This is a genomic window from Peptoniphilus genitalis (assembly GCF_023614525.1).
Classification (GTDB): domain Bacteria; phylum Bacillota; class Clostridia; order Tissierellales; family Peptoniphilaceae; genus Peptoniphilus_A; species Peptoniphilus_A genitalis.
On sequence record NZ_CP097885.1, the window covers coordinates 343,121 to 357,566 of the forward strand.

Annotated in this window: 10 protein-coding genes; 3 read left to right on the forward strand and 7 right to left on the reverse strand. The window is 35.2% G+C overall.

Annotation, left to right across the window (positions count from 1 at the left end):
• Positions 1-69 precede the first annotated feature (69 nt).
• A complete protein-coding gene (locus M9426_RS01675; RefSeq protein WP_250342252.1) occupies positions 70-1,533 on the reverse strand; it encodes a C40 family peptidase in 1,464 nt (487 codons plus the stop codon).
• A gap of 174 nt (positions 1,534-1,707) precedes the next feature.
• Between M9426_RS01675 and M9426_RS01680 the strand changes: the two genes are divergently transcribed.
• Positions 1,708-2,280, forward strand: a complete 573-nt coding sequence (locus M9426_RS01680) for a xanthine phosphoribosyltransferase (RefSeq protein WP_250342253.1) — start codon at positions 1,708-1,710, stop codon at positions 2,278-2,280.
• 199 nt (positions 2,281-2,479) lie between these two features.
• On the opposite strand, the gene M9426_RS01685 is transcribed toward M9426_RS01680, so the two are convergent.
• The 5 genes from M9426_RS01685 to M9426_RS01705 are packed head-to-tail and all read right to left on the reverse strand — an operon-like array spanning position 2,480 to position 8,264.
• Positions 2,480-3,601 carry a toxic anion resistance protein gene (locus M9426_RS01685; protein WP_005955679.1) on the reverse strand — a complete coding sequence of 374 codons (1,122 nt, stop codon included), beginning with the start codon at positions 3,599-3,601 and terminating at the stop codon, positions 2,480-2,482.
• Between the two features lie 3 nt (positions 3,602-3,604).
• Positions 3,605-4,723, reverse strand: coding sequence for a 5-bromo-4-chloroindolyl phosphate hydrolysis family protein (locus M9426_RS01690; protein ID WP_060799712.1), 1,119 nt, complete (start codon positions 4,721-4,723; stop codon positions 3,605-3,607).
• 27 nt (positions 4,724-4,750) lie between these two features.
• Complete coding sequence (locus M9426_RS01695) at positions 4,751-5,584, reverse strand: DegV family protein (RefSeq protein WP_250342254.1); 834 nt, start codon at positions 5,582-5,584, stop codon at positions 4,751-4,753.
• Positions 5,585-5,593: 9 nt separating this feature from the next.
• A complete protein-coding gene (gene glmM, locus M9426_RS01700) occupies positions 5,594-6,937 on the reverse strand; it encodes a phosphoglucosamine mutase (protein WP_250342255.1) in 1,344 nt (447 codons plus the stop codon).
• Positions 6,938-6,941: 4 nt separating this feature from the next.
• Positions 6,942-8,264: a CCA tRNA nucleotidyltransferase gene (locus tag M9426_RS01705; protein WP_250342256.1), complete on the reverse strand. Its 1,323-nt coding sequence runs from the start codon at positions 8,262-8,264 to the stop codon at positions 6,942-6,944.
• 99 nt (positions 8,265-8,363) lie between these two features.
• On the opposite strand from M9426_RS01705, the gene M9426_RS01710 reads away from it, so the two are divergent.
• Together M9426_RS01710 and M9426_RS01715 are read left to right on the forward strand one after the other, a co-directional pair.
• The gene (locus M9426_RS01710) at positions 8,364-8,852 is read left to right on the forward strand and encodes a hypothetical protein (RefSeq protein WP_250342257.1); all 489 of its coding nucleotides are present in this window, start codon (positions 8,364-8,366) and stop codon (positions 8,850-8,852) included.
• Between the two features lie 14 nt (positions 8,853-8,866).
• The gene (locus M9426_RS01715; RefSeq protein ID WP_250342258.1) at positions 8,867-9,817 is read left to right on the forward strand and encodes a copper amine oxidase N-terminal domain-containing protein; all 951 of its coding nucleotides are present in this window, start codon (positions 8,867-8,869) and stop codon (positions 9,815-9,817) included.
• Between the two features lie 85 nt (positions 9,818-9,902).
• Here the strand turns inward: M9426_RS01715 and M9426_RS01720 are convergent, their stop codons facing one another.
• Entirely contained in the window at positions 9,903-14,180 is a 4,278-nt protein-coding gene (locus M9426_RS01720) for a 2-hydroxyacyl-CoA dehydratase (RefSeq protein ID WP_250342259.1), read from the reverse strand.
• Positions 14,181-14,446 lie beyond the last annotated feature (266 nt).

The following is a 14,446-nucleotide window of genomic DNA, read 5'->3' on the forward strand; positions in this document are numbered from 1 at the left end:
AAATTTAAGATGATTTCTCCAAAAAATTATAAATTTCCATGAAAAAAGGAGCCGAAGCTCCCTTATATTTTACATATTTTTAATTCTTAGGGCCTTATAACCTGCCTTTCTCACTGGGGCAACTCTAACTCCAGCCCTTGGCACAGATTCAACAACCTTTCCATCTCCAATATAAATCATTATGTGGTCTCCTGCCTTGTTTAAGAGGTCTCCTCTTTTAAGTTGACTCATAGGAACTTCCTGAACCAAAGGCGATCCTTCAATAAGCCATGAGTAGGCTGGTGCTATTGGAAAACCTGCAAATTCTGCTGCAGTACCAACTAGGCCTGAACAATCAAATTGATCATAGGAAAATCCTTGAACGCTTAAGGCATAATTAATCATATGGTCAATTTTTTCATTGTAAGAATTTGGGCCTGTAAAGTACCACCAAGGCCAACCGATGTTTTCCCCCTTCTTGGCAAGGGCATAAATTTGTCCCCTATCAGCTGTAAAATCCTTGAGATTTGATGACGGTCCATAAAGATAATTTCTAACTTCAGAAGCCTTTACACCAACAAGTTCACTTACTCCATTGACCCTTGGTGCTGTATCAACAAAAGTTACATAAGCAATCTTATAGGCATCCTCTTGTCCTGGAATTTTTTCTCCACGAATAAGAGGAACTAGGATGTTTTTCTTCATCCACTTGTTTAAATAAGTTTGAGTGAGACTTGTGTCATAGCCATCAATATAAATCGTCTTGGCCTTTAAGTTGTCAAGGTCAAAATATAAAATCCCTGTTCCCTTTGGAATATTAACCTGTGAGAAAATCTTCTTGAAGTTTGTAATTTTTGAATTTTTAATTTCTGCTACATAACCTGGCTTTAGGTTGAGATTTCGCTCAAGATTCTTTGGAGGAAAATAAATTAATTCTTCTTCTGATGCAAAGACTTGTGATGAGTTTTGACTTTCATTAAATCCAGCTTGCTTATCATCTGTCCTAATATTTTTTTCTAATTCAGAGTTTAGATTATCTGAAAGCTTTTCGTCACTTGGAAGCTTTGGATTTAATATGACAGACTTCCTAAGTGAGTCGTAATAAACTTTTATATCTAGGGCAGCTGCTAAATCTCTAAGCTTAAAATAATTATTTCCATCAATATTGTAGCCAGAAATTTGAACTTCCTTGCCGTCTATAAATATCTTTTGCTTACTTGGAATGGCTTCCTTTGGTCCAGAAATTTTTTCACTTGGAAGACCAGTAAAATCCTCATAGGACTTCTTTGTAAAAATTTCAATGGCATTTTTGTCGCCATTGTATTTTACATCAAACTTCTTCACAGTATCATTCATATAGGCTGCAAAGTTACGGAGTTTAAAGTAATTGTAGTCCTCTATGATGTAGGTTGAAAAAGTGTAGTTATTGGCATTTCCATCCTCAGCAATAATATCCATCTTTGAAGAATTATTTGGCAGGGCCTTTTCTGCAAAAATATTGCTTGGAATGATTAGGCTTAAGACTAAGCCAAGTAAAATTAAGGTTTTTTTCATAAATTTCTCCTTTCTCAATTTATTCTGTTAAATCAATTTTATCAGATAAGATCTCTCTTAGCTACAATGTAAGAATTTATTCAAAAACTTAAAATTTTTAATTTATTTTTATAAAAGCTTGCCCTCAACTTGCTAACTTCTTCCTTATGCCTTAAAATATTCTAGAGGTGTAAAATGAAATTATTAGAAGAAAGAATTATAAATGACGGTAGAATTTTAGATGGAAATATTGTTAAGGTAGATTCATTTCTAAATCACCAACTTGATATAAAATTTTTGGATAAGCTTGCTGAAGAGATGGCAGTATATTTTAAGGACAAAAAAATAAACAAGATACTTACTATTGAAGCAAGTGGGATTGCCCTAGCAACTGTTGCTTCAAAACACTTTGACGATGCCATGGTGGTCTTTTGTAAGAAGCAAAAAACTTTAAACATTGGCAACGATGTTTACGAGTCAAAGGTTGAGTCCTACACAACAAAGAAAAATTATACTATCACTGTTTCCAAGAGATTTTTATCTCCTGAGGACAACTTACTTATAATCGACGACTTCCTAGCAGAAGGAAATGCCCTAAAGGGTCTAATCGATGTTTCAAAGCAAGCAGGCGCTACAATATCTGGTGTCTCTATTGCTATTGAAAAAGGCTTCCAAGATGGTGGCAAGATTATTAGAGATATGGGTTATGACCTTCTCTCTCTTGCAATTATCGATTCCATTGAAGATGGAAAGATTACTTTTAGATAAGTTGTTTGTTAATTAGCTCATAAGCTCCCTATGTTTTAAAAAACATTGGGAGCTTTTTTATTTTGATTATATTTAATTCTTCTACTTAGTAATAATTTTTTATTAAGTCCTAATAACTTATGAGCCTCTACAAAAAAATTTTCACAAATAAAAAAACCGAGATTTCTCTCGGCTCTTATCATCTTATTAACTTTTAAACTTATTTATTTGCAATTTCGACTAAAGATGACTTCAAATTTTCTTCTATCCTTCTAAGCTCTTGCGAAGCTTCTTCACGTCTCTTGTGACCTTCAATTTGAATATCGCGCACTTCATTTAAGGCTGAGATAAGTTGATCATTTGTGTGCCTAATTGTTTCCATGTCAACTATTCCCCTCTCAGATAATTTTGCAGTTTCAACAGTAGTTTGCTTTAAAGTTTCTGCGTTTTTCTTTAAGAGTTGGTTAGTTAAGTCAGTCACTTCCTTAGTTGCCTTAGCTGCTTCCTTAGAATGATTTGCTCCAAGGGCAATTACCATTTGAGACTTCCAAAGAGGTATGGTGTTCACAATTGTAGATTGAATTTTTTCAACCATAACTGTGTTAGAAGATTGGACCATCCTAATTTGTGGTGCCATTTGAATAGAAACCATCCTAGTAAGGTCTAGGTCGTGAAGTTTCTTTTCAAATCTTGAAATCATATTTACATAATCATTGGCACGCTGTGCATCCACTGGAAGGTTAGTTTCTTCTGCCCTTTCCTTTAGCCTTGGTAGCTCAATATTTTTTGCCTCTTCAAGTTTTTTATTACCAGCAAGTATGTACATGCTAAGTTCCTTGTAATAGGATTCATTTAAGTCATACATTTGGTCAAGCATAGCAATGTCCTTCATAAGTGTAACTTGGTGGTCCTCAAGAGTCTTTATAATGTTGTTTACATTTTTTTCTGCTGAGTCGTACTTAGTCTTAATTGAAGTCATCTTGTTGGCTTGCTTTTTGAAGAATCCAAGTAACTTGTTGTCTTCCTCATCAAGGTCAAAGGACTTGAGTTCATTTACAACTCCAGATAAGAGATCCCCAACTTCACCAAGGTCCTTGGTCTTAACAGACTCCAATGTCTTCTCAGAAAAATTTGAAATCTTTCTTTGGGCTCCAACTCCATATTGAAGGACAATATTTGAATTTGTTATATCGATTTCTTTGGCAAAATCATTTACTTGTTTTTCTTCTTCTGGGCTTAGTCTAATTTCCTTATCAGCTTCAACTTCTTTCAAGATGTTTTTTTCATCTTCTTGAATTTCATCAAAGTCATCTGATAGTGATAATTTTATTTCTCTATCCACTTTTTACCTCCCGATTTTAAATTCATCCTTATCTAAAAGTCCTTCTTGCTTTAGCATGGATTTTAATACGCTCATATCTGATGATAAATCCATGATTTTTTCTTGGTAAATATTGTCAAGAATTTTCATAAAGGCATCTATTACAATATCCATTGTGCCTTCAATATCCTTTAGAGATGATCTAACAGATTCTGTTGGTTTCTCCTTCATCTCTAAGTAAGAGTTTGAAAGCTTTACTGTAGTTGGCAGATAATAATTTATTGCCTTGTTTAAGTCTCCAGCTGTGCTGGGATTTTCTTTTAAGAGTTCAAAAATCTTTCCAATTATTTTCAAAAGTTCCCTGATTTTTTCATCCATTGGAGATGAGATTTTCCCCTCGATTTGTGTAAGTTCAGTCACATAGGACCTTGCTCTTAGAAGAAGTTCTTCTGCCCTCTCACTATTTTCTTGATTTTCAAGTTCCTCCATCTTTTCATAAGGATCTCTTAGGGCTTCTTCCTTATAAAGTTTATAAGTTTTTGAATCTAAGATAAATAATTTTCCCTCTTCAACAATTCTTGCCTGCCTGTAGTAATCTCTTTCAATCATATTTAACAAATCATTTATTGTAAAATCAAGAGGCTTAGCTGTTATTGCAGCAAGATCTTGAGTTGGAATCACTGTATTATTTCCAATTTCACGATTGTATTTTCTAAATCTAATAATTTGGTCCTTGATCTTTTTTATTCTGTAGTTTGCATAAAAAGAAATAACAAGGGCAGGAATTACCCAAAAAATTAAGGCTGGCAAATCTTCTCTTATTGATCCATAAGTATCAAACATGTCCATGAGAAAACCAAACAAAGCAAAAAGATGACCCACAATTGAAACTTTTGCGATAAATCCCCATGTTTTTACCCTGTTTACAGTCTTTGGATTTTGATTTATTATTCTGTCATCATTTTGAATACTATATGGTAATTTTCTCTTATTTTTATTCACAAAGCTACTTATAGATCTTTTTGTCACGTCTATTGCTGTGTCAATTCCTTCTCCAATTATTTCTCCAATTTCTTTAAAGTTTTCATCTTTGAAGGCGCCGTTTATCTTGTCTTGAAAATTATTTTCCCTATCTTTTCTCATTCTTCACCTCAAAAAGCTATCTCCTACTTAAAAAGCTATGACGATTCCTCCAATGTCAGCATATCCAGAGGATAGACCATTGGTATGTCTAAGGTGGACTTTGGCACCCTCATAAAGATCTTCTATTCTTTCCTTTAGCTTTTCTGCCCTGTCTTTATCTTCCACATAAGAAATTGTAATAAGGTCAGGCTTTTCTCTCTTGCACTTGCTTTCTATTGCCTTAACCATTTTATCAAGAGACTTTTTCATTCCACGGTTGACTTCATAGAGTTCAATTTCTCCATCATCAGAAATCATAATTGGTCTAATATTTAAAACATTGGCAATAAGGCCTGTCGTCTTTTTTATTCTTCCATTTTTGATTAGGTTCTTCATAGACTCTAAGACAAACATAGTTGTCTCAAGGTCTGTTTCCTTTTCAATTTCTTCTACAACTTCATCGAAGTCCTTTTCCTTTACAAGGTCAAGTAACTTTAGGACAATTCTTGTTGTACCTGCTGATGCAGCCTTAGTGTCAATTACATGAATATTTATTCCTTCAAACTTTTCTCTCGCTTCAGCCTCTGCTACCTTGGCAGAGTTATAAGAGCCAGAAAGTTTTGATCCAATTGTAAGAATATAAATATCCTTGTCCTTATTTTCCTCAATTATTTTAAAATAATCATAAGGAGATGGACAGGCTGTGTGAATTGGATTTTCTGTTTTTTTCATGACTTCTAAGAATTCATCTAAGTTTAAATTTTCATCGTCTGTATAATCTTTTCCATCGATAGAAATCTTAAAGGGAACATATTCTATCCCCAAATCCTTTATTTCATCTTTCCTCAAGTCACAACTTGTGTCTGATATAATCTTATACATTGCTTACTCCTAATTCAATTTATCTTCAATAAGCTTTACTAGTTTGTCTGCATCACTTGAAAGTTTATCTTGGTCTTCTCCTTCAATCATTACACGAACAAGGGCTTCTGTGCCTGATGGTCTTATTACAACCCTACCAGATCCGTGGTAGTTTTCTTCAACTTCTCTTATGGCATCCATGATTTCTGGAAAGTCTTGGTATTTATTTTTCAAGTCTTCACGAACTCTTGCATTTTTTAAAACTTGTGGATAATTCCTCATTAGTTTATTTAATTCAGATAATTTTTTTCCAGTCTCCTTCATAATTTCTAAGAGGTGGATGCCTGTTGCAAGTCCATCACCAGTTGTGTTGTGGTCAAGAAAGATTACGTGGCCAGATTGTTCTGCTCCAATTACATAGTCATCGGAAAGCATCTTTTCTAAGATGTACCTGTCTCCAACCTTAGTTTCAATAAAGTCCACATCAATTTTTTCAAGATACTTCTTTAGTCCCATGTTGGACATAATAGTTCCCACTGCTGCATTGTTTTTGAGTCTGCCATCTTTCTTTAAGTAAGTGGCAACTATGGCAAGTATGTGGTCACCATCTACAATATTCCCTTCTTCATCAACTGCAATAATCCTATCGGCATCTCCATCAAAGGACATACCAATGTCGGCTCCCTCTTTTTTTACAAGCTCTTGAATTAGATTTGGATTTGTTGAACCACAAGCGTCATTTATATTCATCCCGTTAGGTTCATTGTTAATAATTTTAACCCTGGCACCATATGACTTTAGAACCTCTTCAGCTATGTGAGATTGAGCACCGTTGCCTGCATCTACTGCAACTTCAAAGTCTGAGAAGTCAAGATCAACTAAATTCTTTAAGTAGTCCACATACTTTTGAGTAAATTCAGTGGACCTATTAAGTCTTCCAATTTCTTCTCCTGTCACGTCCTTGTATATTTTTGTAGTTGAAAGAATTTTTTCTTCTATTTCATCTTCTACTTCATCGTCTAGCTTTAGGCCTTCTGAAGAGAAAAATTTAATTCCATTGTGTTCATAAGGGTTGTGAGATGCGGAAATAGAAACTCCACATAGGTAGTCCCCAGTCCTTGTAAGATATGCGACACCTGGTGTCGGAATTACTCCTGCCAAGTCCACATCAAGTCCTATACTCATAAAACCTGCCACAAGAGAAGACTCAACTAAGTCTCCTGAAAGTCTTGTGTCTCTTCCAACTAGGACCTTGCCCTTCTTGCCCTTGGCAAGTACATAGGCTGCTGCCCTTCCAATATCGTAACAAAGCTTTGGAGTTAGCTTCTTGTTAGCAATCCCACGAACTCCATCTGTTCCAAATAATCTTGTCATTTCATCACCTGTAATTTTTATCTATATAATCTATTAAGTAAGTTTTCTTATTTTTTTCTGGATCATCTAAGACCATTTCCTCAAGGTCCTTTAAAATCCTTCCAATAATTTTACCCTCAGAGAAACCCAAGGACTTTATATCATTACCATTTATTTCCAAAAACTTCTCAGTTTTCATTTCTTTTTCGTCTAATAGTTCTTTTACCCTATTTTTCCTATTTATAATAAAAGAAGCATCCCTATCTGCCCTTGTACACATGCAATCTGCAATTAATAGGTCATAAAGGTCTAGGACATTATCCCTTCCCACTCTTTTTATCTGTCTCCTTAGGGCCTTGTCTGTCATTTCAGCATGGACCTTCATGTGGTCTAGGATTAAAATTTTTACCTTTTCAATTGTTTTGTTGGGAAGTCTATATCTTTTTAAAATTTCTTCGACCTTGTTTGCACCAAGGACTTCGTGTCCATAAAAGTGTCCCCTGCCATCTTCTCCAATTGATAGGGTATCAACCTTTGAAATGTCGTGGAAAAGCCCAGCTAATCTTAGGCTTAAGTCAGGCTTCACATTGTCCATTACACAAATAAGATGGTCGAAGAGGGTCTTGTCATGGAAGGGAGAAAATTGAACAAATCCAACTGTCCTCTTTAGCTCTGGGAAAATCACATCCAGTATCCCCGTCTCTTCCATTAAAAGTAAATAATGGGATGGGTTTTCTCCTGTAATCATCTTTGAAAACTCATCAAAAATTCTCTCTGGAGCAATTTTCTTTAAGAGACTTGCGTTTAAGGATAGGGCATCGAATAGTTCTTCCTCAATAAAAAATCCAAACCTTCCAGCAAATCTAATTGCCCTCATCATCCTAAGGGCGTCTTCTCTTATCCTCTCATTGGGATCTCCCACAGCCCTAATTATTTTATTTTTTATATCATCTTGCCCATTGAAGGGGTCGTAAAGATTTCCATCTCCGTCCATTGCCATGGCGTTAATGGTAAAGTCCCTTCTCTTTAAATCCTCTGTGAGATTCTTAGAGAAAATAACCTTCTCTGGCTTTCGGTTGTTTATATAAGCTCCGTCAATCCTAAAAGTTGTAACTTCATAAAGAGTATTGTCTAACAAAATGCCAACTGTTCCAAAGTCTTCACCAACTAAGACAGTCTTATAAGCTTGGAAGACTTTTTTAATTCCCTCTGGCCTTGCAGAAGTTGTTATGTCATAATCATGTGGCTCTATACCCATTAGCTTGTCTCTCACAGACCCACCAACTATGTAGGCCTCAAAGCCATTTTCTCTCAATTTATTTAAAATGAATAGGACATTCTTTGGCATTCTATCACCCTTTTCATTATAACATTCTTATTCTTAATTTAAAATTATATAATTAAGCCATTGTCTTGTGATATAATGAACTAAAATTGGAGGTACAATATGAAAAAGATTTTTATTATTTCAATGTCATTACTTCTTAGTCTTAGTCTTGCTGCTTGCGGCAAAAAAGACCAAGCAAAGGCTGAAGCTAATGAAGCAAAAGTTACATCAGAAGTTGCTAATAAAGAAACTGATGAAGAGCAAGTTGCAACTTCAAACTTTGACAAGGAAGCTGTTAACGAACTCATCAAAAACTCTGATTATATTTCAAGAATTAGAATTTCAACATCTACTGCTGAGGGAATGTCCACCGCCTTCTTAAAGGACTACAAGGGAGACCTTTCTCAAATACAAGTAGATATTCCAAAGAACTTAAGTCCCAACAAAGAATATTTGATTTTCTACAGGGATGACGAAAAGGGAGAAGTTTCTCCAACTGATAGAGAAGGAGCCTTCATTGAATTACAAGGAGACAAGGACTCAAACTTAATTTATATTGAAAAACAATTTGATCCAAACTCTTACACTTCTTCAGTGAAGAGCAAATAAGGAGGAAGATTAGAATGAAAAAATTTAAATCAATTTTATTTTCCCTTGTCCTCATGATATTTGTGACTTCAAATGTTTTTGCAGGAAGAAGTCCTCTTATTGAGTACAACGGAAAAATTATAAAATCAGATGTGGCACCCTATATCCAAAATGAAAGGACTATGGTTCCCATAAGATTTATCTCAGAAACTCTTGGCTACAAGGTTACTTGGGACAATGACAAGAGAGAAGTTGGAATTAGTGGCAAGGACACAGAAATAAGTCTTAAGATTGATTCCACTAAGGCAAAAGTGAATGACAAAGAATTAAAGCTAGATGCTCCTGCATCAATTAAGAAGGACCGTACTTTCGTTCCTCTAAGATTTGTTGCTGAAAACCTAAAGGCAGAAGTTAAGTGGGACAATAAGAACTTCAAGGTTATTATTAATGACAACAAGGAAAAAGCATCTTCTATTATTGACTTGTCATCAGATGAAGATAAGTATGTAAAAGAAATTTCTTCTCTACAAGGAGAATTAAATAAGTCTATCAAGGATTTAAAATTATCCTTCTTTGACAATGCTGCAAAGCTAAGTGATGCTGATCTAACTAATGCTTATGAAAGAGCAGATAGAGAAATAAGATCTACAGTTGATAAGATAAAGGCCCTCGATGTTCCAGAAAAATTTAAGTCTTCTCACCAATACACTTTAAGTGCAAGCCAAAAGGCCCTAGAAATTCTTCCAGGCCTAAAAAATTCTATTATTAATAAGGACGAGAAAGTTGCAAAAGCTTTTATAATGGAATTAAATGACTTCCAAGTTAAGATGCAAGAAGCTACTGATTCCTTTAAAGCTGCTCTTAAGGGCGAAGACTATAAGGCTCAAAAGGACATAGAAGTTTACAAGGATTTAAAAGAAAAACAAAATTCAACAAGTAACTTGTTACAAGACAAGACTTTCAAAAATATTATTAAGAATCTTTAATTTATAATTAAATTTTTGCACATTAAAAACCCCTCAAGTTAATTTGAGGGGTTTTGTTTATATCAATTTATTTAATTCAATGTATTTAATTTTTCATACTTGCCTTTTTCTTTAGGTAGCCTCTGTTGTATTTGTCTTCGCCTTCTTCCATATTTTTCTTGGCTTGTGAAAGCATAAGCTTGATCCTGTTAAATTGATTTACTTCAGAAGCCGATGCGTCGTAGTCAATTGGAATTATATTTGCTTTTTCATAGGAAGACCTTATAGCCTTTATGACACCCTTACCTGTGATGTGGTTTGGAAGACATCCAAAGGGTTGAACACAAATAATATTTTCAACACCTGACTCAATTAACTCAACCATTTCACCAGTTAAGAGCCAACCTTCTCCATATTGGTTGCCAAGGTCAACGTACTTTTCTGCGTACTTGATTATCTCTTCAATTTTTTCTGGAGAAGTAAATCTCGTACCATTAAGAGCTTCTCTCACAAATTTTCTGTAGGATTCAATATAAGAAATTCCCATTTCACAAACAAAGGCAGATAATTTTGATTTTGAAAGTTTGTCAGCCTTGGCCCTCGCGTTTTTAAAGGAGTACATCATGAAGTCAGTTAAGTCTGGGATGACAACTTCTGCTCCTTCCTTTTCAAGTAGGTCTGCAAGGTGGTTGTTGGCAGCTGGATGATACTTAACTAAGATTTCACCAACTATTCCAACTTTAGGTTTTTCTTCTTTTGTAATTTCAAGTCTTTCAAACTCACTTACCATTTGATTTACATTTTTCTTGAAAGTTGTTTTGTTGTAAATCAAATTTTCTGAAGTTGTAATATCAAGCCACCTGTCACGTAAAATATTTGTAGAACCCTTTATAACTTCATAAGGTCTTGTGGCTTGAGTAAGTCTCATTATTAGGTCAGCGTAAAGCATTCCTTGAATTAATTTTCGACCAATCCTTACCATTTGTCTCTTGTCAAATTGGAAGCCAGGATGTTCTTCAATACCTTGGAAGGAAAGTCCAATTACTGGAACGTGACCATAACCTGCATCCTTAAGTGCCTTCCTAACAAATCCAACATAGTTTGATGCCCTGCAGGCTCCACCAGTTTGACTCATCAAGAGTGCCAACCTATCTGTGTCGTATTGACCAGACTTCACAGCGTCAATAAATTGTCCAACAACAAAAATTGATGGGTAACAAGCGTCGTTGTTTACATATTTCAAACCTTCATTAACAACCTTGTGGCCTGTGTCGTGAAGGACTTCAATGTTTATTCCCTCTTGTCTTAGGATTGGTTCAAAAATGCTAAAGTGAAGAGGCGCCATTTGTGGCATCAAAATAGTGTAATCCTTTTTCATTTCCCTTGTAAATATAACTGGATCATCATCTAGTAGTCCTTCAAGCTCTGCATCAATTTTTTCAAACTCTCTCTTTTCAGCTGCTTCTAATAGGGACCTAATCCTGATTTTAACTGCACCAAGATTTGAAACTTCATCAATCTTTAGGGCTGTGTAAATTTTATTGTAAGACTCTAAGATGTATTGGACTTGGTCAGTTGTCACTGCATCAATACCACAACCAAAGGAGTTAAGTTGTACGAGTTCCAAGTTTTCGTGCTCTCCAACAAATTTTGCCGCTCTGTATAGTCTTGAGTGGTAGTTCCATTGGTCAAGGACCCTAAGTCTTGAATCAATTTCTACATTCCTTGCAATTCCATCTTCAGAAATAACTGCAAGTCCAAGACTTGTTATAAGTTCTGGAATGCCGTGATTTATTTCTGGATCTATGTGGTAAGGCCTGCCTGATAGGACAATTGCCCTTTGATTTTTAGAATTTACTTCTTCTAAGATCCTATTACCTTCATTTAAGACATCGAGCCTATACCTATCTTGTTCTTCGTATCCAGCTCGAACTGCCTTCTTGACTTCATTCTTAGGTATAAAGTCAAAGACTTCTGCTAATCTCTTTTCCAGTTTTTTTCTGTCGTCAAAGGAGATAAAAGGATTCATAAATTTGACTTTGCCATCAACTATATCATCCACATTATTTTTTATAACTTCAGAATATCCTGCAACTACGGGACAGTTTAAGGTGTTGTCAGCATTTTTAAATTGTCTTTCTTCATAAAAGACTGCTGGATAAAATATAAATTTTATTCCCTTTTCTATTAAATCTTCTATGTGTCCGTGAGAAATTTTTGCAGGATAGCAAGCAGTCTCACTTGTTATTGTTTCGATTCCCTTTTCGTAGATTTCTCTTGATGACTTAGAAGATAATACTACTGAGTAGCCAAGCTCTGTGAAGAAGCTATGCCAGAAGGGATAATTTTCATAAATGTTTAGCACTCTAGGGATTCCAACAATACCTCTTGGCGCTTCTTTTTCTGGAAGAGACTTGTAGTCAAATACTCTCTTGTACTTGTAGGCATACATATTTGGAAGTTGGTCTTCCTTACTCCTAACATGGCCTGCTCCCTTTTCGCACCTATTTCCTGTGATGTATCTCTTTCCATTAGGAAATACATTAACAGAAAGAGCACATTGGTTAGTACATTGTCTACAATTTGTTGAGATTGATTTGTACTCAAAAACCTCTAAGTCTTCCTTGGAAATTATATTTGATTTTCCAGTGGATTTTTCTTTTGCAATAAGAGCCATGCCAAGAGCTCCCATTAGCCCAGCTATCTCTGGTCTTGTAACTTCAACTCCAGTTAAGTTTTCAAAGGCCCTAAGCACTGCATCAGATAAGAAGGTACCACCTTGAACAACTATGTGTTGGCCAAGATCTTTAGGGTCTCTAACCTTGATAACCTTTTGGATGGCATTTCTAATTACTGAGTAAGCAAGTCCAGCAGAAATATCTGGAACAGATGCCCCTTCCTTTTGAGCTTGTTTAACATTGGAATTCATGAAAACTGTACAACGTGAGCCAAGGTCAACAGGCTCCCTAGACCTTGTAGCTTCATTGGCAAATTCTTCTGCAGTCATATTTACTGAATGAGCAAAAGTTTCTAAGAAGGAACCACATCCTGCTGAGCAAGCTTCGTTTAAAAGGATGGACTCTATTACTCCGTCTCTTATCTTCATAGACTTCATATCTTGTCCACCAATGTCTAAGATGAAGTCAACATCTGGATCAAAATATTTTGCTGCAGTGAAGTGGGCAATGGTTTCTACTTCCCCAAGGTCTAAGTTTAGGGCAGCCTTTAAAAATTCTTCCCCATAACCAGTTGTACCACATCCAGCAAAGTAGGCCTTGTCATTTTTTTCTTTATAGATTTCCTTTAGGTTTTCTATGGCAATGTCAAGTGGGTTGCCCTTGTTGGATCCATAGAATGTGTAGAGAATTTCATTCTTGTCAGAAATTGCTACTAGCTTTGAAGTTGTTGAACCTGAATCTATTCCAAGATAAATTGGTCCCTCATAAGCTTTTAGGTCAATTTTTTTAAGAGATTTTGTCTTGTGTCTTTCTCTAAAGTCCCTAACTTCTTCATCGCTTGTAAAAAGGGCAGGCATTACGTCACTTTCCTTTACAAGAGTTTCTGCACTTGTGTTTACCTTGTTGTAAAGTTCTACAAAGGACATGGCCTTGGAGTCAAAACTTGAAAGGGCAGCACCCAAAGCAACAAAAATTTGTGAATTTTCTGGAGCTATAATCTCATCTTCTTTTAAGTCCAAAGTCTCTACAAATCTTTCCTTTAACATTGGAAGGAAGTGAAGTGGTCCACCTAAGAAGGCAACATTACCTCTTATCGGTCTACCACATGCTAAGTTAGAAATTGTTTGGTTTACAACGGATTGAAAAACTGAAATGGCTATGTCGGCCTTGCTTGCCCCTTGGTTTATAAGAGCTTGAACGTCAGTCTTGGCAAAAACTCCACATCTTGATGCAATGGGATATAACTTTTCATAGTCCTTTGCCATTTCATTTAGACCAGATGCATCAGTTTGAAGAAGTGATGCCATTTGATCTATGAAGGCACCTGTACCACCAGCACAAATAGAGTTCATCCTTTGTTCAACAGATCCTCTTAGGTAAGTAATTTTTGAATCTTCACCACCAAGTTCAATTGCCACATCAGTCTTGGGAATAAAGCAAGATATTGCTTCTCTCCCTGCTACAACTTCTTGTACAAAATCAATACCTAAGAATTCATGAACAGAAAGTCCACCTGATCCTGTTACATTAACAGTTACTGTGTCGTACTTAAACTGTGGATAGACTTCATTGATTACGTCCTTAACAGTTTTTCTAACATCAGAAAAATGCCTTCTATAAGTTTTATATAAAATATTTAATTTTTCATCTAGTATTACAAGTTTTACAGTAGTTGAACCAACATCTAATCCCATGTGAATTAGCATAGTCACTTTCTCCTTTCAAAATAAAAGCCACTAAATTTTATGTATAAGTTAATTTTATTAATTTCCAAAATACATGCTGAGATAAATAATTATTGCACTTTCTATTTGCAAATACAATAATTTTTTTCGCAAAGTTTGATTTTTATTATTAAGATATTTGACATTTCTTAACAATTGCTTTCTTTCATTATAAACTACTTTAGTGATTTTTATAATGGCAAAAAGATATTTTTGCAATAAAAAACCATCCTCTTAAGAGGACAGCT

Excerpts from the sequence above, each read along its gene's own strand:
- M9426_RS01675 (WP_250342252.1), bottom strand. The coding sequence starts at position 1,533 with ATGAAAAAAACCTTAATTTTACTTGGCTTAGTCTTAAGCCTAATCATT.
- M9426_RS01680 (WP_250342253.1), top strand. The coding sequence starts at position 1,708 with ATGAAATTATTAGAAGAAAGAATTATAAATGACGGTAGAATTTTAGAT.
- M9426_RS01690 (WP_060799712.1), bottom strand. The coding sequence starts at position 4,723 with ATGAGAAAAGATAGGGAAAATAATTTTCAAGACAAGATAAACGGCGCC.
- M9426_RS01695 (WP_250342254.1), bottom strand. The coding sequence starts at position 5,584 with ATGTATAAGATTATATCAGACACAAGTTGTGACTTGAGGAAAGATGAA.
- glmM (WP_250342255.1), bottom strand. The coding sequence starts at position 6,937 with ATGACAAGATTATTTGGAACAGATGGAGTTCGTGGGATTGCTAACAAG.
- M9426_RS01705 (WP_250342256.1), bottom strand. The coding sequence starts at position 8,264 with ATGCCAAAGAATGTCCTATTCATTTTAAATAAATTGAGAGAAAATGGC.
- M9426_RS01710 (WP_250342257.1), top strand. The coding sequence starts at position 8,364 with ATGAAAAAGATTTTTATTATTTCAATGTCATTACTTCTTAGTCTTAGT.
- M9426_RS01715 (WP_250342258.1), top strand. The coding sequence starts at position 8,867 with ATGAAAAAATTTAAATCAATTTTATTTTCCCTTGTCCTCATGATATTT.
- M9426_RS01720 (WP_250342259.1), bottom strand. The coding sequence starts at position 14,180 with ATGCTAATTCACATGGGATTAGATGTTGGTTCAACTACTGTAAAACTT.